The organism is Pseudonocardia sp. T1-2H (assembly GCF_038039215.1).
GTDB lineage: Bacteria > Actinomycetota > Actinomycetes > Mycobacteriales > Pseudonocardiaceae > Pseudonocardia.
The window spans coordinates 1,545,002-1,563,089 of sequence record NZ_JBBPCL010000001.1; the positions used below are offsets into that span (position 1 = coordinate 1,545,002).

Genomic DNA, 18,088 nt, shown 5'->3' on the forward strand with positions numbered 1-18,088 from the left:
TGACACCCGTGTGTCGCGGCTACTGTGGAACCTCGCGGGATGGGGGGATCTCGATGAGCAACGTGACGGCCGACCCGTCGGTCACCGTCTGTTCGGCGCACGCGTCGGCGGCTCCGGCGCACGACCTGCTGCGCTCGAAGACCGTGCGGCTGGGGGAGAGCACACAGGTGCGACGCCTGCTGCCGAGCCTGGACCGGCGGATGGTCGGCGCGTGGTGCTTCGTGGACCACTACGGCCCGGACGAGGTCGCCGGCGAGCCCGGCATGCAGGTCGCCCCGCACCCGCACATCGGCCTGCAGACGGTGAGCTGGCTGCTCGACGGCGAGGTGCACCACCGGGACTCCCTCGGCAGCGACGTCGTGATCCGGCCCGGCGAGCTCGGCCTGATGACGGCGGGGAGGGGCATCGCGCACTCCGAGCAGTCCCCGGACCCGCACGCCCCGCTCCTGCACGGCGCCCAGCTGTGGGTCGCGCTGGCGGACGAGGACCGCGCGAGCCCGCCCCGCTTCGAGCACCACGCGGACCTGCCGGTCCTGCGGAGCCCGGGCATGCGCGCGACCGTCCTGCTGGGCGAGGTCGACGGCGCCCGCTCCGCCGGCCGGGTGCACACCCCGCTCGTCGGCGTCGACGTCGAGCTGGCCGCGGGCGCGGACGTCCGGCTGCCGCTCGAACCGGACTTCGAACACGCCGTTCTGACGGTCTCCGGCAGCCCCGAGATCGGCGATGAGCCGGTGGACGGCCCGGCGCCCGGCCTGGACGTCGGCGTCCTGCTGTACCTGGGCTGCGGACGGCGCGAGCTGCGTCTGCGGACGGAGGCGGACAGCCGTTTCCTGCTGCTCGGCGGCGTGCCGTTCGCCGAGGAGCTGGTGATGTGGTGGAACTTCGTCGGCCGGACCGGCGACGAGATCGCGCAGGCCCGCGCGGCCTGGCAGGCCGAGATCGCGGGCGCGCGGGGGCCGTTCGGGACGGTGCGGGGATACGAGGGCGATCCGCTCGCCGCGCCGGAGCTCCGCCCATGCCGTTGCGTCCGCGGGGCCGTGCGGTCCGGAGGACGTAGCGGGCCCGGCGGATCAGCCGGCCTCGTACCGCGCGGCCCGGATCAGGTCCTCGACCGCGCCCCGCTGCACCCGGAACGAGCGACCGAACCGGACCGCGGGCAGCTCCCCGCTGTGCAGCAGCCGGTAGACCGTCATCTTCGAGACGCGCATCCGTTCGGCGACCTCGGCCACGGTGAGGAACGGTGCCCCGATCACGTCCTGCTTGCCCGGCACCTGTTCTGCCATGCCCTCGAGACCTCCGTCGTCGTGCCGCCACACCTGCGACGTGTGGGGTTCGTGTGACCGGAGAGTAGTCGACATTGCCTCACCGACCAGGTGGTCGACGGTCCACGGACGGGTGGACCGGCCGCGCCGGGTTCGGGGTGTGTGACGCAAAGTCGATCGCCGATCGCTCTGAGTTCCGAGAACCGCGTCGTACGATCACCTCGAACGAGGAGGTTCCCCCGATGACCGCACAACCGACCACCGACGACCCGGTCCTCCCGGAGCACCTGGCTCCCACGGAGTTCGTGGACTCGGACTCGCCGCAGGTGCGCGCGTACGTCGCGCGCGTGGTCGGGGACGAGCCGGACCCGGTCCGGCGGGCGGTGCTGCTGTTCGAGGCCGTCCGGGACGGGATCTGGTACGACCCGCACCACATCGCGTCCGCGCGCGCGGCCTACCGGGCGAGCGCCGTCGCGGAGGCGCCGTCGAACTGGTGCGTGCCCAAGGCCGTCCTGCTCACCGCGGCCGCGCGGGCCGCCGGCATCCCGGCGCGTCTCGGCTTTGCGGACGTCCGCAACCACCTCACGTCGTCCCGGCTCCAGGAGAAGATGGGCGGCGCAGACCTCTTCGTCTACCACGGCTACACGGACCTCTACCTGAACGGGCGCTGGGTGAAGGCCACGCCCGCGTTCAACGCCGAGCTCTGCGCCCGCTTCGGTGTCGCGCCGATCCCGTTCGACGGCGACGCGGACGCGCTGATGCACGAGTTCACCGGGGACGGCAGCCGGCACATGGAGTACGTCCGCTACCGCGGCGTGTACACCGATCTCCCGCTCGACGCGATCCTCCGCGAGTTCGCGCAGGTCTACGGCTCGGCCATGGTCGGTCACGACGCCGGCCCGGCGGAGGTGGACGAGTTCGTCCGGTGAGGAGCCGAGTGAACGACCGTTCGCCTAGGGTGCCGACGTGACCCGCCCCGAACTCCACGACGACCCCGGTGCCGCCGGGGACTGGACCGCGCCCGGCGTCTACCGCAGCGCCCCGGACGTCTACCGGATCCCGCTTCCGCTGCCCAACGACGGCCTGCGCGCCGTCAACGTCTACGCGATCGCGGACGACGCGGGCTGGACGCTGGTCGACGCCGGCTGGGCGCTCGCGGAGTCCCGCGAGCTGCTCGCCGGGGCGCTCGACGTGCTCGGGTCCGGCCTCGCCGACGTCCGCCGCTTCCTCGTCACCCACTCCCACCGCGACCACTACACGCAAGCCGTGACACTCCGGAAGGAGTTCGGCGCGCAGGTGCTGATCGGCGCGGGGGAGCGGCCCAACATCGACGAGGTCGTCCGCCCCGGGCACACGGCGTGGGGCGTGCACGGGGCCCGGCTGCACCGCGCCGGTGCGGACGAGCTCGCCACCGAGATGGACGCCGAACCGCGCGGCGAGCGGGACATGGCCGGCTGGGAGCGCCCGGACGGCTACCTGGCGGACCGCGCCGTCGTCACCGTCGGGCCGCCGGCCGCCCGGCGGCGCCTCGAGGTCGTCGAGACGCCGGGGCACACCCGCGGGCACGTCGTGTTCGCGGACGAGGCGTCGGACCTGCTCTTCGCCGGGGACCACGTGCTGCCGCGGATCACGCCGTCGATCGGCTTCGAACCGCGCCCGACCGCGACCCCGCTCGGGGACTTCCTCGTCTCGCTGCAGCTGCTCAAGGACCGGCCGGACGCGGCGCTGCTGCCCGCGCACGGCCCCGTCGGCCGGCGGGTGCACGAGCGGGTCGACGAGCTGCTGGAGCACCACGCGGACCGGCTCGACGCCACGCTCAAGGCGGCCGAGGAGGGCCGGAGCACCGCGTTCGAGGTGGCCGGGGCGCTCACCTGGACCCGGCGCGAGCGGACCCTCCCCGAGCTCGACCGCTTCAACATGATGATGGCGGTCCTGGAGACGCAGGCCCACCTGGACCTGCTGGCGCAGCGCGGGATCCTGACGACGGAGGATCACGGAGTGGTCACGCACTACGCCACGCCGTAGCAGGCTCGACTACGTGAGGTGTTCGGCCGCGTACTCTCCGTCGGATGGTGCAGGTCGGCGGGGGCACGGTCGGAGCGGCGCGGGCGATCCTCGCCGCGCTGATCGCCACCGCGGCCGCCGGCGGGGTGCTGGCCGGCCTCCGTGACGAGACAGCAGCGGTCCCGACCTGCGTGCAGGCCGGGCCCTACGCGCCGCCCGCCCCCGACAGCGTCGGCGTGCCGGACGACCTGCCGCTCTGCCGGGTCTCCGCGCTCACGGTCAGCGCGCCCGGCGCCGTCCTGGACGGGCTGGACGTCGCGGGCGGGATCGTCGTCGAGGCCCGGGACGTCGTGGTGCGCCGCAGCCGGGTCACCGGCGACGGCACCCTGCCCGCCGGAATCCGGACGGTCGACGGCGGCTCTGTGCGGATCGAGGACACGACCGTCACCGGCGACTTCACCGAGGCCGGGGTGGAGGGTGCGGACTGGACCGCCGAACGCGTCGAGCTCGTCGGCCTCCGCGGCGATCCGGACCTCACCGGCGCCCGGCTCGGGCCGGGCGTGACCCTGCGGAACAGCTGGCTGCACGACCTCGCGGGCTCGGGCGACGCCCTCGCGCTCGTCGCCCCGGCCGGGGACGTGCTGGTGGAGGGCAACCGGATCGAGCGCGGTCCGGGTGGCGGGAGCGCCGTCGTCGTCGAACCCCCGCCCTCCCGGCGCGCGGAGCGGCCCGGAGCCGTCGTGATCCGGGGCAACGAACTGGGCGGCGGCGACTACACGCTGCGCCTCGGCGGCACCTCGGACAGCCTCTCCGAGCTGCGGATCACCGGAAACCGCTTCCGCAGGGACGCGGCCGTCGGACCCCTGCGGGTGCCCGGCGCGGTCGATCTCGCGGACAACCTCTTCGTCGACGGCGGGCTGCTCGGCCGAGGCCGGGGATGACCGGGCCCGGGAAGGTCGCCGGCCCCTACCGGAACGACACTCCCGGTGGGGGGCGACACGCCGTGTCCACCGCGCGGTGGTGGCGGCGATCCGCCGGATCGTGCACAGTGATCACCGCACAGCCGTATCCGCTCCCTGAACGGGTTGGGAGACCCGCACCTACACTCACCACGCACCACTGGCATCACCGAAGACACCGCAGGACCGAGGACGTTGGGGAAGGCGATCCTCGTCTCGAAAGCGGAGGTCAGCAGTGAGCACACGTGGCGTGGTCTACGTCCACTCGTCGCCGACTGCGGTCTGCCCGCACGTCGAGTGGGCGATATCAGGCGTCCTCGGTTCCCGAGTGGCGTTGCAGTGGTCTGCGCAGCCCGCCGTTCCCGGCCAGCTGCGCGCGGAGTGCACGTGGGGTGGCCCCGCGGGCAGTGCCGGTGCGTTGGCCGGCGCCCTGCGGGCGTGGCCGATGCTGCGCTTCGAGGTCACCGAGGAGCCCAGCCACGGCGTTGACGGCCAGCGGTTCTGCCACGTCCCGGGCCTCGGCCTGTGGAGCGGGCGGACCAGCGCCAACGGCGATGTCGTCCTCGGGGAGGACCAGCTCCGAGCCGTGCTCGCCGAGCTCCCGGCCTCGCAGGTCCGCGGCCGCATCGCCGAGCTCCTCGGCGCCGCGTGGGACGAGGCCCTCGAACCCTGCCGCTTCGCCGGCGACGGCGCTCCGGTGACCTGGCTGCACCAGGTCGGTTGACCGGCGGCCTCCCTGCCGGGGCCGTTGCAGGCATCCGGCAGACTGTCCGGGTGAGCGACGAGGCGACCGGGCGGCCTGGTACACGCCGCACGATCCTGGTCGTCGTCGTGCTGGTCGTCGTTCTCGTGGGCGGCGGGATCGGCGCCGCCGTGGCGGGGATCCGCTCCTTCGAGGGGAGTGCCCCGCTGTACGCACCGCCGGGCCCACCCTCCTCCAGCGCCGGGTCGAGCGAGGTCACGCTCAGTTTGGACGCGATGGCGCACCCGGCCGGGGAGTCCGTGCGGTCGCTGCTGCAGCGCTACTTCGACGCGATCAACGCCAAGGACTACCAGGGCTGGTCGGACACCGTCGTGCCGGAACGGGTGGCCCGCCAGCCCGAGCAGGCCTGGCAGGCGGGCGTGCGGACCACCGTGGACGGCACGATCCGGGTGGACCGCATCGACGATCGTCCCGCCGATGCCGTCCTCGCCCTGGTCCGCTTCGTGAGCACCCAGGATCCCGCCGATGCCCCCGAGATGCTGCGCACGGGCCGGATCTGCTGGCGGGGCAGCCTGCCGCTCACCGGGAGCCCGCCGCGGATCGACACGGGCGCCGCCGGGAGCCTCGTCGGTACCCCCTGCTCAGCTCGGTCGAGTACAGGTTCCGCCGGCCCGGCACAGGCCGAACCTGTGCCGGGACGCCGGGAAGGGTGCTCGAGGAGAGCGGTCAGACCTTCGTGAACACCAGGCTGGCGTTGTGCCCGCCGAAACCGAAGGAGTTGTTCACCGCGGCGGTGAGCTCCATCTTCCGCGGCTCCCCGGACACGACGTCCAGGGTGACGCCCGGGTCCAGCTCGTCGAGGTTGCGGGTGGCGGGGATGATCCCGTCCCGCACCGAGAGCATCGCGACGATGCCCTCGACGGCGCCCGCGCCGCCCACCAGGTGTCCCAGGGCGGACTTCGGGGCGGTGAGGACGGGGTGCTCGCCGATCGCCTTGCGGATCGCGACGGTCTCACCCACGTCACCGGCCACCGTCGACGTCGCGTGGCAGTTCACGTGCCCAACGTCGGACGGGGAGATCTCGGCGGTGCGCATCGCGTTGGCCATGGCGCGGGCCTGGCCCGTGCCCTCCGGGTCCGGCCCGGTGATGTGGTAGGCGTCGGAGGTGATCCCGACGCCCGAGAGCCGGCCGTGCACGGTGGCCCCGCGGGCGGCGGCGTACTCCGCCCGCTCGAGGACCATGACGCCCGCGCCCTCGCCGAGGACGAACCCGTCCCGCTTGGTGTCGAACGGGCGAGACGCCCTCTCGGGCTCTTCGTTGCGCTGGCTGAGCGTGCGCGCCTGCACGAACCCGGCGACGGTGAGGCCGCTGATGCACGCCTCGGCGCCACCCGCGACCACGACGTCGACCTCGCCCGCCTTGAGCAGCCGGTACGCCCAGGCGAGCGCCTCGGCCCCGGTGGCGCACGCGGAGGCGGGACTGTGCACGCCACCGCGCGCCCCGATCTCGAGGCTGACCATGGCGGCCGGCCCGTTGGGCATCAGCATCGGGACGGTCAGCGGCGAGACCTTCCGCAGCCCGCTCGTCTCCAGGAGGTCGTCCTGGTCGAGCAGGGTGGTCACGCCGCCGATGCCCGTCCCGATGACCACGGCGAGTCGCTCGGGCTCGACCCGCGGCTCCTCGCCCTTCTCCACCGCGAGGCCCGCGTGGGCCCACGCCTCGCGGGCCGCGATGATCGCGACCTGCTCGGCGCGGTCCATCCGGCGGGCCTGCACGCGCGGCAGGACCTCGGACGGCTCCACGGCGAGTTGCGCCGAGATCTTGACGGGCAGGTCGAACTTCTCGACCCACTCGCCCCGGGTGAGCCCGACGCCGGACTTGCCGGCGAGCAGGGCGTCCCAGGTGGAAGCGGCGTCCCCGCCGAGCGGGGTCGTCGCGCCGTAGCCGGTGACGACGACGTCGGTCATGACTCCGCCTCCGCGGAAGGAAGTACGTCGGCGGGCATGCGGGGGCCTCCTGAAACGGTGCAGCGGCAGAGCGGATGTGAGCGGGGTCTTACTGGTTCTTCGAGATGTAGTCGACGGCGTCGCCCACGGTCTTCAGCTCGGCGAGCTGCTCGTCCGGGATCTTGACGCCGAACTTGTCCTCGGCCTGCACCGCGATCTCGACCATGGAGAGCGAGTCGATGTCCAGGTCGTCGACGAAGGACTTGTCGGCGGTCACCTCGGCGGTGTCGATGCCGGCGACCTCCTCGACGATCTCGGCGAGGCCGGAGAGGATCTCGGCGTTGTCAGCCACGGGTGTACTCCTTCTGGTGGGGGGTGGTGCCGGTCGGTGCAAGCAAAGCAGGCCTCATCGAATCAGGCCTCACGGGCAGACGATTACCTGGCCCGCGTAGGAGAGGCCCGCGCCGAAGCCTACGAGCAGCGCGAGCTCACCGGAACGGATCTTCCCGGCGGCGCGCATGTGGTCGAGCGCCATCGGGATCGAGGCCGAGGACGTGTTGCCCGAGTACACGATGTCGTCCGCGACCCGCATGTCCTCCCGGGCTCCCTTGGCCCGCAGCCGCTTGGCGACGGCCTCGACGATGCGCAGGTTCGCCTGGTGCGGGACCAGCACGTCGATGTCCGCGGGCGTCAGACCGGCCTTCGCGACGGCCTCGAGCGCCACCGGGGCGATCTGCGTGGTGGCCCAGCGGAAGACCGCCTGGCCCTCCTGGTGCAGCTTGTTCGTGCTCTCGGCGAGGATCCGGATGGTCGACGCGATGTCCCCCGCGCTGCCCCAGGCGACCGGCCCGATGCCGACCTCGTCCTCGGTCGAGGCCCCGCCGACGACGGCCGCGCCGGCGGCGTCCGCGAAGATGATGCACGTCGAGCGGTCGTCCCAGTCCACCCAGTCCGACAGCTTCTCCGCGCCGATGACGAGGGCGTTCTTCGACGTCCCGGAGCGCACGAGGTCCGCGGCCGCGCCGAGTCCGTAGCAGAACCCGGCGCACGCGGCGTTGAGGTCGAACGCGGCCGCGGCGTGGATCCCGACCCGGTCCGCGGTCTGCGCGGCGGCGTTGGGGATCGGGTTCGGCATCGTGCAGGTCGCGACGATCACGGTGTCGATGTCGCCGGTGTCCAGCCCCGAGTCCTTCACCGCGCGGGCCCCGGCCTCGACGGCCATGTCCACGAGGCTGGTGTCGTCCTGGGCGATCCGGCGCTCCACGATGCCGACGCGGTCCCGGATCCACTGGTCGTCCGTCTCGACCCGCTTCGCGAGGTCGGCATTGGTGACGACCTGCTCGGGCTGGTAGCTGCCGAGCCCGAGGATGCGCGCCCCGGCGAGGGCGGGCGCCAGGTTGAACTTCACTGTGTGGGCTCCTTCTGAGCCGCTCCCGCGTGCTCGGCGATCAGCGCGACGGCCTTGTCCAGGTCGTCGGGGGTCTTCAGCGCCAGGGTGGCGGTGCCCTTGAGGTCGCGGCGCACCAGGCCGACGAGGGTACCCGCCGGCGGAGCTCGATCACCGCGGTGACCCCGAGCTCCTTCAGCGCGGCCATGCAGGAGTCCCAGCGGACCGGCTTCGTCACCTGCGAGACCAGCCGGTCCAGCGCGTCCTCGCCGGTGGTGACGACCGAGCCGTCGGCGTTCGTCAGCAGCGGGCGGACCGGGTCCGCGGGGGAGATGTCCTTGGCGTGGGCGCGCAGCGCCTCCTCGGCGGTCGCCATGAACCGCGTGTGGAACGCGCCGGCGACGGGCAGCGCGGCCGCCCGCCGGGAGCCCTCCGGGGGTCCGGCGACCAGCTCGTCGATCGCGCCGATCGGGCCGGCCGCGACGATCTGGCCGGCGCCGTTGCGGTTCGCCGGATCGAGCCCCAGCTCCGCCAGCCGGGCGACGACGACGTCCGGCTCCCCGCCGAGCACGGCGGCCATGCCGGTGGGCTCGAGCGCGCAGGCGGCGGCCATCTCGCGGCCGCGGACGGCGGCGAGGGCGACGGCGGCGTCGGGGGAGAGGACCCCGGCGATGGCCGCGGCGGCGAGCTCACCCACGGAGTGCCCGGCCGTCGGGGCGCCGGAGGGCAGGTCGATCCGCGCGGCGAGTGCGGCGGCGGCGAGCAGGGCGTTGGCGACGACCAGCGGCTGGGTCACCGCCGTGTCCTTGATCTCGTCCGCGTCCGCGGTGGTGCCGAGCCGGCGCAGGTCCAGCCCCGTGGCGTCGGACCAGGCGTCGACCTTCGCCGAGGCCGCAGGGTCGTCGAGCCAGGGTTCGAGCATGCCGGGGGTCTGGGATCCCTGTCCCGGCGCGAGCAACGCGATCACAGCCACCTACCCAACACGGCCGACCTCCGGCTCCGGGATACCGCCACGCACCAACTCCGACCCCGGGATTTGGAGGATGTCCACAACGCGACCGGGATCATCGACCCGACAGGCGAGTGGTCGCCGGGACGATTTGTAGGGTCCCGTAGGTGACCGTGGTCTCGATGATTCATCTCCGATGCTGGTCAGAAGTGTATGCGGGCGCGTCGAGGGCATGGTCCGCGGCAGCGAGGCGACCGGCCACGAGCGCGGTCCGCAGCACGAGCTGGTCCCGCGGGTCCGCCGGCACGAGGCCTGTGAGTTCACTCACCCGGCGCAGCCGGTAGCGCACCGTGTTGGGGTGCACGAACAGCGCGCGGGCACACGCCTCGAGCGCGCCGCCGCCCTCGATGTAGCTCCCGAGGGTGCGCAGCAGCTCGCCGCCGGCGCTCCCCAGGGGCTCGATCACGGTCTCCACGAGCCGCCGGTGCGCCACGGCGTCGCCGCACATCGCGCGCTCCGGGAGGAGGTCGTCCGCCGCCACCGGCCGGGGCGCGTCCGGCCAGGCGGGGGCGGCGCGGAGCCCGGACAGCGCGTCCCGGGCGCTGGCGTGGGCGTCGGTCAGGCCCGCCGCCAGCGGTCCGACGACGACCGGGCCCGGGCCGAAGTCGGACACGATCGGCCCGATCACGGCTTCCGGCGACGACGCGCCGACGGCGTCGTCCGCTGCGCCCCGGCTCCGGCGCGGCTCGCTGAGCAGCACCACGAGCCGGTTTCCCTGCACCCCGACGAGAACCGAGCGGCCGAGCCGGGCCGCGTGCCGGCGCAGCCCGGTGAGCGACTCCGGCGGTGGGTCCGCCTCCTCCGGCGGGGGGCTGCCGACGATCACGCGGACGGCGGCGGCGGGGTCCCAGCCGAGGACGGCGGCGCGGGAGAGCACGCCGTCGGCCCCGTCCTGGGCGTCGCCCCGGACGACGCCGTCGACCACGAGGGCCTCCAGCCGCGCGTCCCACGCGCCGCGGGCCTCCGCGGCGGCGGCGTAGACCGTGGCGGCGGCGAAGGCGATCTCCCGGCCGAAGCGCAGGACGGCCTCGACGAGGATCCGGTACTCCTCGCGATCGGCCGCCAGCGGCGGCAGCCGCTCCTCGAAGACCTCGGTGGCGATCCGGACGAGGTCGACGGTCTGGCGCAGGCTCAGCCGGCGGGCGAGGTCCCGCGGCGCGATCCGGAAGGCCTCGGCGGTGAGCCGGATGGTCTCGGTGGGCTCGCCGAGCCACGCCACGAAGTTCGCGACGCCCGTCTGCGTCACGAGGAGGACGCCGGCGCGCTGGTCCGCGGGCAGCCGGGCGAACCACGGCTGGCGCTCCTCCATGGCGCTGAGGCAGGAGCCCGCGAGGTCGCCCGCTGCCAGCTCCAGGCGCCGTAGCGTCGCAGGTGAGACCCCGCGGACCTCGGACAGCGTCACGCGCAGAGCATGGCACGTCCGGGGCTCGACCCGCCCCCGGACGTCGTCGACCGGGGTGACCGCTGGGGTCACCCCGGTCGACGACGACGTACCGATCGATCTCTGTGCGGGGACCTGGAGGCCTCGCGAGGAGCGCAGAACCGGTGAGCGCCGATGGGTGGTGGAAGGTGTTTGCGGGTGTCGGTCGGTCCGATCAGCCGAGCGGGGTGACCGCGGTCGCCTGCGGCCCCTTCTGTCCCTGCTCGATGTCGAACGACACGCGCTGCCCCTCGTCGAGGCTCTTGTAGCCGTTCACCTGGATCGCGGAGTAGTGCACGAACACATCCGCGCCACCACCGTCGGGTGCGAGGAAGCCGTAGCCCTTCTCGCTGTTGAACCACTTGACGGTGCCCTCTGCCATTCTTGCTCTCCTCGTGCCTGCTCACCGGAACGCCGTGTCCCGAATTGCGCCGCCCGGCCGCCACTTCTTCGCGACCAGGCGGAACGCCTTCCGCGCGATCGCGCGGTCGGCATCGGGCGGAGCCTAGCGCGATCCAGGCGCGTTGCCGAGAGTCAATTCGCCGGTTATCCGATCCGGAACGCGGAGGAAACACGGGAGCGGAGAGCCGGGGCGCCGATCGGCGTCGACGGGTATTCACGTAACCGATTACGCACAGTTCTCGGCGCCCCGCGCCCCGATGGTCAGGCCACCCCGGAGTCCGACGTCTGCGGGCCGGCCGCCTGCGGGTCGTCGATGCGGTACTTGGCCGCCGCCTCGCCCGCGACGCCCTTGTCGATCTCACCGCGCTTCGCCAGCGAGGCCAGCGCCGCCACCGTGATCGACTCGGCGTCGACCGCGAAGTGCCGGCGGGCGGCCGGACGGGTGTCCGACAGGCCGAAGCCGTCCGTGCCGAGCGAGGTGAACGGCGCCGGGACCCACTGCCGGATGAGGTCCGGCACGCCGCGCATCCAGTCCGAGACCGCGACGACCGGCGCGTCCGAGCCGCCCAGGGCGGTGGCCACGTACGGGGTCACCGGCTCGGCGTCCGGGTGCAGCAGGTTCGCGTGCTCGGCTTCGACGCCGTCGCGGCGCAGCTCGCCCCACGACGTCACCGACCACACCTCGGCCCCGACGCCCCATTGCTCGGCCAGCATGTCCCTGGCCCGCAGTGCCCACGGCAGCGCGACGCCGGAGGCCAGCAGCCGCACCTGCGGCCCGTCCTCCTTGTTCGTCCCGACGTAGCGGTAGATGCCCTTGAGCAGCCCCTCGACGTCCAGATCCGCGGGCTCGGCCGGCTGCACGTACGGCTCGTTGTAGACCGTCAGGTAGTACATGATGTTCTCGGGCTCGTCGCCGACCATCCGGCGCAGCCCGTCCCGCACGATGTGCGCGATCTCGAAGGAGAACGCCGGGTCGTACGCCGCGACGGCGGGGTTGGTGCTGGCCAGGACGAGCGAGTGGCCGTCGTTGTGCTGCAGGCCCTCGCCGGTCAGCGTCGTGCGGCCCGCGGTGGCACCGACGAGGAAGCCGCGCGCCATCTGGTCCGCGGCGGCCCAGATCGAGTCACCGGTGCGCTGGAAGCCGAACATCGAGTAGAAGACGTAGACCGGGATCATCGGCTCGTCGTGGGTGGCGTAGGACGTGCCCGCCGCCGTGAACGACCCGACCGAGCCGGCCTCGTTGATGCCCTCGTGCAGCAGCTGACCCTGCTCGGACTCCTTGTAGGACAACATCAGCGAGGCGTCGACCGACGTGTACTGCTGGCCGTGCGGGTTGTAGATCTTCTGCGTCGGGAACATCGCGTCCATGCCGAACGTGCGCGCCTCGTCCGGGATGACGGGCACGAAGCGGGCCCCGATCTCCTTGTCCTTGATGAGCTCGCGCAGCAGCCGGACGAACGCCATCGTCGTGGCGACCTCCTGCTTGCCGGAGCCCCTCGTGACGACGTCGTAGACCTTGTCCCCGGGCAGCACGAGCGGCTTCGACGTCGTGCGCCGCGACGGCAGCGGACCGCCGAGCTGACGGCGCCGCTCCTCCATGTACCGGATCTCCGGAGCGTCGTTGCCGGGGTGGTAGTACGGCGGCAGGTACGGGTCCTTCTCGAGCTCGGCGTCCGAGATCGGGATGCGCTGCTCGTCCCGGAACTGCTTGAGGTCCGGCAGCGTCAGCTTCTTCATCTGGTGCGTGGCGTTGCGGCCGGCGAAGTGCGAGCCCAGCCCGTAGCCCTTGATCGTCTTCGCGAGGATGACGGTGGGCTGGCCGTTGTGCTCGGTCGCCGCCTTGTAGGCCGCGTAGACCTTGCGGTAGTCGTGCCCACCGCGCTTGAGCTGCCAGATCTGGTCGTCCGTCAGCGGCTCGACCAGCGCCTTCGTGCGCGGGTCCCGGCCGAAGAAGTGGTCGCGGACGTACGCGCCGTCGTTGGCCTTGTAGGTCTGGTAGTCCCCGTCCGGGGTGGTGTTCATCAGGTTGATCAGCGCGCCGTCGCGGTCGCCGTGCAGTAGCGCGTCCCACTCGCGGCCCCAGATTACCTTGATGACGTTCCAGCCCGCGCCGCGGAAGAACGACTCAAGCTCCTGGATGATCTTGCCGTTGCCGCGCACCGGCCCGTCGAGGCGCTGCAGGTTGCAGTTGACGACGAAGGTCAGGTTGTCCAGGCCCTCGGTCGCCGCGATCTGGATCTGCCCGCGCGACTCCGGCTCGTCCATCTCGCCGTCGCCGAGGAACGCCCAGACGCGCTGGTCCGAGGTGTCCTTGATGCCCCGCGCGCCCAGGTAGCGGTTGAACCGCGCCTGCATGATCGCGTTCATCGGGCCGAGGCCCATCGAGACGGTGGGGAACTCCCAGAAGTCCGGCATCAGGCGCGGGTGCGGGTAGGAGGGCAGGCCGTGGCCCTTGCCGCCGTGGCTGAGCTCCTGGCGGAAGCCGTCGAGGCGGTCCTCGGACAGGCGTCCCTCGAGGTACGCGCGGGCGTAGATGCCGGGGGAGGCGTGGCCCTGGATGTAGATCTGGTCCCCGCCGCCGGGGTGCTCCTTGCCGCGGAAGAAGTGGTTGAAGCCCACCTCGTAGAGCGTCGCCGACGACGCGTAGGAGGAGATGTGCCCGCCCACGCCGATCCCCGGGCGCTGGGCGCGGTGCACGGTCATGGCCGCGTTCCACCGGATCCAGCGACGGTAGGCCCGCTCGGCCTCCTCGTCCCCGGGGAACCACGGCTCACGGTCCGTCGGGATCGTGTTGACGTAGTCCGTGCTGGTCAGCGACGGCACGCTGACGTGCCGCTCCCGGGCTCGCTGCAGCATCCGCAGCATCAGGTAACGCGCGCGTTGCTGGCCCGCGGCGTCGAGGACGGCGTCGAAGGAGTCCATCCACTCGGCGGTCTCCTCGGGATCGATGTCCGGGAGGTGCGCCGCGAGTCCGTCGCGGATGACGTGCACGCGTCGGGGACTGTCGTCGCTGGTGGTGCTCTGGCCGGTCAAGGGATCTCCCTGCGTGGGCGTGCTATGTCGGTACTTGTGGTTCTCTGTCGACGTGGTCGTCGACCGTGTCGCGGGTGGTGCTGCGATGGTGCCGCTACCGCCCGTCAGCCGTGGTACGGCGGGCGGGCGACACACCCCCTATCGTGCCCCTCTACGCATGATCACGGAACGGCGGTTGCGCGCGGCAGGCCGGTCGTGTTCGGATTCCGCATCGATGAGTCGGGTTCCACCCGGGCGCGGACACTGAGTCCGCTCCCGTTCACGAGGAAAGAGGTGCACGCGTGGTCGCCGCGGAAGATGCCGGACGAACGTCCGACATCGCGGGCAAGCTCGGTGTCGAACCGGGCATGGTCGTCCAGGAACTGGGTTATGACTCCGACGTCGACGAGACGGTGCGCGACGCCGTCGAGGAGCGCTCCGGCGACGAGCTCCTCGACGAGGACGCGCAGGAGGTCATCGACGTCGTGCTGATGTGGTTCCGGGAGGGTGACGGCGATCTCGTCGACGCCCTGGTGGACGCCCGCGCCAATCTCGCCGACAACGGCATCGTCTGGGTGTTGACCCCCAAGACGGGCCGGGACGGCCATCTCGAGCCGAGCGAGATCGCCGAGGCCGCGCCGACGGCGGGCCTCACCCAGACGTCGAACGTCAGCGTGAGCGACGAGTGGGCCGGTGCCCGGCTCGCATCGCCGAAGGCGAACAGCAAGGCCAAGCGGTGAGCTGAGCCCTTGACAGCCGTGGCGCGGGTGGGCGGCTCGCCCCCCGTGGCCTAGGCTCGGCCGGGAACGTGCCCGCCGGGTGACCGGCGGGCTCCCGCATGCCTCCGAGGAGTTGTACGCATGGCCGCACCCGAGGTCGGTTCCCAGGCCCCCGACTTCACGCTGAAGGACCAGAACAACCAGGAGGTGACCCTGTCGTCGTTCCGCGGCGACAAGGCCGCCCTCGTGGTGTTCTACCCGTTCGCGTTCTCGGGGGTCTGCACGGGCGAGCTCTGCTCCGTCCGTGACGACCTGTCGAGCTTCCAGAACGCCGACGTGCAGATCCTTGCCGTGTCGGTCGACCACCCGTTCGCGCTCAAGGCGTGGTCGGACGCCCAGGGATACGAGTTCCCGCTGCTGGCGGACTTCTGGCCGCACGGCGAGGTCGCCAAGGCCTACGGCGTCTTCAACGACGGCGCCGGCTTCGCCCTGCGCGGCACGTTCCTCGTGGACAAGGACGGCGTCGTCCAGTTCTCCGAGGTCAACGGGCCGGGCGAGGCGCGTGACCAGGACGGCTGGAAGAAGGCGCTCGCGGCGCTGTGAGTCGTCTCTCGGGGCCCTCGGGCCCCGGGAACCCGGGCGCGTAGCTCAGCGGGAGAGCACTCGGTTTACACCCGAGCGGTCGCAGGTTCGATCCCTGCCGCGCCCACCACTCTGAGCAGCAAGTATGCAGCTGACGCAGCTTGTGCGCTCCCGTCGTGGGATCAAATGTGGTGCGAACTGCCTGCTAGCGTGATCGGCATGGCCGGTTCGCCCCAGCGCCGCAAGCGCCAGCGCGGCAGTATCGAGGAGCTCCCGAGCGGGGCCCTTCGCGTCTCGGTGTACGCGGGGATCGATCCAGTCACCGGACGGCGGCACTACCTCAAGGAGACCGTGCCGCCCGGGCCTGCGGCGTCCGCGGAGGCAGAGAAGGTCATGCGCCGGCTCGCGAACCAGGTCGACGAGCAGCGGCACCCGCGGACGAGCGCGACCGTCGACCAGCTGCTCGACCGCTACCTCGAGAACCTCGACGTCGGGCGGACGACGCACCGGATGTACGCGAAGTACCTGGAAAAGCACGTGCGGCCGTTCATCGGTCGCCAGAAGGCCGGCGCGATCGACGCCGACGCCCTCGACTCGCTCTACGCCGAGCTTCGCCGCTGCCGGATTCACTGCACCGACAAGCGCGCTGTCGACCACCGCACGCCACACGAGCACACCTGCGACGAGCGCTGCCGTCGTCACGAGTGCCAGCCACTATCGGCTTCGACGATCCGCCAGATCCACTTCGTGCTCAACGGGGCATACGGCAAGGGCGTTCGATGGCGCTGGGTCGCTACCAACCCCGTCGCGTTGGCAACGCCGCCAGCCGCGCGGAAGCCGGACCCTCAGCCACCGTCCGCAGAACAGACCGCGCGCCTCCTGAACGAAGCGTGGGCCGACCCGGACTGGGGCACGCTGGTCTGGCTGGCAATGGCTACAGGCGGCCGTCGAGGAGAGCTCTGTGCGCTCCGGTGGTCCCACGTCGACCTCGTCAACGGGGTGCTGACGTTCCGGCGGAGCATCGCTCAGGACGGGACCCACCGCGAGGAGAAGGACACCAAGACCCATCAGCAGCGCAGACTCACCCTCGACCCCGAGACCGTGGCGGTGCTGCAGGAGCACAAGGAGCGGGCAGTCGAGCGGGCTGCGGCGCTAGACCTCGACCTCGGCGACGAGACGTTCGTCTTCTCTCTTGACCCCGACGGCACGAACCATCTCGTGCCTAGTTCGGTGTCTCAGCGGTACAGCCGCCTCGCTGCGCGAATCGGGATCGACACTCATCTGCACAACCTGCGGCACTACTCAGCCACCGAATTGATCGCCTCCGGCGTCGACGTGCGGACTGTCGCGGGCCGCCTGGGCCACTCGGGCGGCGGGATCACGACCCTGCGCGTCTACGCCGCCTGGATGTCCGAGGCAGACCAGCGAGCTGCCGGCGGACTGCTCGGGCGGATGCCGGCAAGGCCCGAGGTTGTAGCCGATCCCGTCGAACGGGCGTTGGGCGATCCGAAGACTCCCCGCGAGCTACTCGCTGCAGACCTCCGTACAGACATTCTGACCGGAAAGATTCCGCTGGGCGGCCATCTGCCAGGTCTGAAGCAGCTGGCCAAGGAGCGGGGTGTTTCCACCAGCACTGTTCACAGGGCTTTCGAGCTACTCCGTGAGGCTGGCCTGATCGTTGGGGATCCGGGGGAGCGGCCGACGGTGCTCGCGTCACTGGCGGCGGAGACATCTGGCCGAGCAGCAGAGACCGACGAGGTAGCGGCCGAGCTTGCCGGCACAGTGCCACCCGACTTAGCCAAATTGCCGGCCGCTCGGCAGTGGTTGGATCTCGTAGTCCGCCATAGGGGCGTTGTCGTTAGCCGGCTAACAACTGAGGTGAACCGGCGAAGTGGTGCGGAACTCAGACAAGTCCTCGCCGGGGTGATCCGCCGCAGCGGCGGCGACGCGGCGTTGATCAACGACTACGAGATGGAACTGCGGGCGGCTGGCGACGACGAGCTCCTCACGACGTTCGTTGCTGCCCGCTGAATGATCTCCGGAGCGGTTCGAGATGAAGGTGGTCCCCTGCTGCGCGGAGAGACTGGCGGAGCCCGTCCGGCCTGAGCGTTGTGCCAAGGAACTGGACGAAGAGGAGAACCTGGGGCACGTGATGCAGTCAACTGCCCATTCAACGAGCCACCGCAGTAGAAGGCTTCTTGACGGCCAGGCACTCGGGGACCCGGCCGGACGTCGTCTCCGATGCCGCGATCACCTGCGCGCTGTCCGCCGACGTCCGCCGCTGTCCCCACTCCCCTGGCACGGTTGTCTCAGTTAGTCACTCACGGCCCGGCTCGCGAACCCAGCTCCTAACGCGAACCATATTCGTCGACAACCTGCTCGTCAGCCTCTCCAGACCTCTCGTTCACCAGCCCACCCGCTGCCACGTCGTGTCAAGCACGCACCGAGAACGAGCGACGTCGGTTGGGAAAGGGCACACATCGCTGGCCAGGTCGCCCGCGGCTCTCATGGGCCCAGATGTCGCCCTCCGCCGGCGAAGGCGAATGCGTAGCGACGGTTCTGTGTGGGGCTAGGGGCCCCGCGCAGGTTCGCCGTGGACGGCGCCCGAACCACGTTCGATACTTCGGCCGGCTCGGGCAACACCTCTTCGTCCCGAAGTGACCGCTGCGGAGTCCACTCCAG

General features: G+C 71.8%; 15 protein-coding genes, 1 tRNA gene and 2 pseudogenes. 10 read left to right on the plus strand and 8 right to left on the minus strand.

Annotated elements, in window-relative coordinates:
* Positions 1-200 precede the first annotated feature (200 nt).
* Positions 201-875 (plus strand): annotated as a pseudogene (locus tag WBK50_RS07760) (pirin family protein); the annotation flags it as partial.
* A gap of 195 nt (positions 876-1,070) precedes the next feature.
* Here WBK50_RS07760 and WBK50_RS07765 read toward each other — a convergent pair.
* Positions 1,071-1,283 (minus strand): helix-turn-helix domain-containing protein, encoded by a 213-nt coding sequence (locus tag WBK50_RS07765; protein ID WP_341339334.1) that lies wholly within the window; start codon positions 1,281-1,283, stop codon positions 1,071-1,073.
* Positions 1,284-1,504: 221 nt separating this feature from the next.
* On the opposite strand from WBK50_RS07765, the gene WBK50_RS07770 reads away from it, so the two are divergent.
* From WBK50_RS07770 to WBK50_RS07790, 5 genes are all read left to right on the plus strand, one after another.
* Positions 1,505-2,191 carry a transglutaminase family protein gene (locus tag WBK50_RS07770; RefSeq protein ID WP_341334935.1) on the plus strand — a complete coding sequence of 229 codons (687 nt, stop codon included), beginning with the start codon at positions 1,505-1,507 and terminating at the stop codon, positions 2,189-2,191.
* Positions 2,192-2,228: 37 nt separating this feature from the next.
* Entirely contained in the window at positions 2,229-3,287 is a 1,059-nt protein-coding gene (locus tag WBK50_RS07775; RefSeq protein WP_341334936.1) for an MBL fold metallo-hydrolase, read from the plus strand.
* A gap of 44 nt (positions 3,288-3,331) precedes the next feature.
* On the plus strand, positions 3,332-4,207 hold the full coding sequence (locus tag WBK50_RS07780) for a hypothetical protein (RefSeq protein ID WP_341334937.1): 876 nt from the start codon (positions 3,332-3,334) through the stop codon (positions 4,205-4,207).
* Positions 4,208-4,460: 253 nt separating this feature from the next.
* On the plus strand, positions 4,461-4,949 hold the full coding sequence (locus WBK50_RS07785; protein WP_341334938.1) for a DUF3145 domain-containing protein: 489 nt from the start codon (positions 4,461-4,463) through the stop codon (positions 4,947-4,949).
* A 50-nt stretch (positions 4,950-4,999) separates the two neighbouring features.
* Entirely contained in the window at positions 5,000-5,668 is a 669-nt protein-coding gene (locus WBK50_RS07790) for a hypothetical protein (protein ID WP_341334939.1), read from the plus strand.
* On the opposite strand, the gene WBK50_RS07795 is transcribed toward WBK50_RS07790, so the two are convergent.
* From WBK50_RS07795 to aceE, 7 genes and pseudogenes are all read right to left on the minus strand, one after another.
* Positions 5,655-6,896 (minus strand): beta-ketoacyl-[acyl-carrier-protein] synthase family protein, encoded by a 1,242-nt coding sequence (locus tag WBK50_RS07795; RefSeq protein ID WP_341334940.1) that lies wholly within the window; start codon positions 6,894-6,896, stop codon positions 5,655-5,657. The two genes, WBK50_RS07790 and WBK50_RS07795, sit on opposite strands and share 14 nt — an antisense overlap.
* A gap of 88 nt (positions 6,897-6,984) precedes the next feature.
* A complete protein-coding gene (locus WBK50_RS07800; RefSeq protein WP_297494910.1) occupies positions 6,985-7,227 on the minus strand; it encodes an acyl carrier protein in 243 nt (80 codons plus the stop codon).
* Positions 7,228-7,296: 69 nt separating this feature from the next.
* Positions 7,297-8,283 (minus strand): beta-ketoacyl-ACP synthase III, encoded by a 987-nt coding sequence (locus WBK50_RS07805; protein ID WP_341334941.1) that lies wholly within the window; start codon positions 8,281-8,283, stop codon positions 7,297-7,299.
* Positions 8,280-9,184, minus strand: a pseudogene (locus WBK50_RS07810) (ACP S-malonyltransferase). Before WBK50_RS07810 ends, WBK50_RS07805 begins: the two are co-directional and overlap by 4 nt.
* A 214-nt stretch (positions 9,185-9,398) precedes the next feature.
* On the minus strand, positions 9,399-10,673 hold the full coding sequence (locus WBK50_RS07815) for a PucR family transcriptional regulator (protein WP_341334942.1): 1,275 nt from the start codon (positions 10,671-10,673) through the stop codon (positions 9,399-9,401).
* Positions 10,674-10,866: 193 nt separating this feature from the next.
* Positions 10,867-11,073 (minus strand): cold-shock protein, encoded by a 207-nt coding sequence (locus WBK50_RS07820; RefSeq protein WP_297494900.1) that lies wholly within the window; start codon positions 11,071-11,073, stop codon positions 10,867-10,869.
* Positions 11,074-11,354: 281 nt separating this feature from the next.
* Positions 11,355-14,126 carry a pyruvate dehydrogenase (acetyl-transferring), homodimeric type gene (gene aceE, locus WBK50_RS07825; RefSeq protein WP_341334943.1) on the minus strand — a complete coding sequence of 924 codons (2,772 nt, stop codon included), beginning with the start codon at positions 14,124-14,126 and terminating at the stop codon, positions 11,355-11,357.
* A gap of 281 nt (positions 14,127-14,407) precedes the next feature.
* On the opposite strand from aceE, the gene WBK50_RS07830 reads away from it, so the two are divergent.
* The 4 genes from WBK50_RS07830 (at position 14,408) to WBK50_RS07845 (ending at position 17,437) form a co-directional block, all read left to right on the plus strand.
* Positions 14,408-14,845 carry a DUF3052 domain-containing protein gene (locus WBK50_RS07830; RefSeq protein ID WP_341334944.1) on the plus strand — a complete coding sequence of 146 codons (438 nt, stop codon included), beginning with the start codon at positions 14,408-14,410 and terminating at the stop codon, positions 14,843-14,845.
* Positions 14,846-14,965: 120 nt separating this feature from the next.
* Positions 14,966-15,427 (plus strand): peroxiredoxin, encoded by a 462-nt coding sequence (locus WBK50_RS07835; protein WP_297494890.1) that lies wholly within the window; start codon positions 14,966-14,968, stop codon positions 15,425-15,427.
* A gap of 34 nt (positions 15,428-15,461) precedes the next feature.
* Positions 15,462-15,536: transfer RNA gene (locus tag WBK50_RS07840), tRNA-Val, on the plus strand.
* 89 nt (positions 15,537-15,625) lie between these two features.
* Positions 15,626-17,437 (plus strand): tyrosine-type recombinase/integrase, encoded by a 1,812-nt coding sequence (locus tag WBK50_RS07845; protein ID WP_341334945.1) that lies wholly within the window; start codon positions 15,626-15,628, stop codon positions 17,435-17,437.
* Positions 17,438-18,088 lie beyond the last annotated feature (651 nt).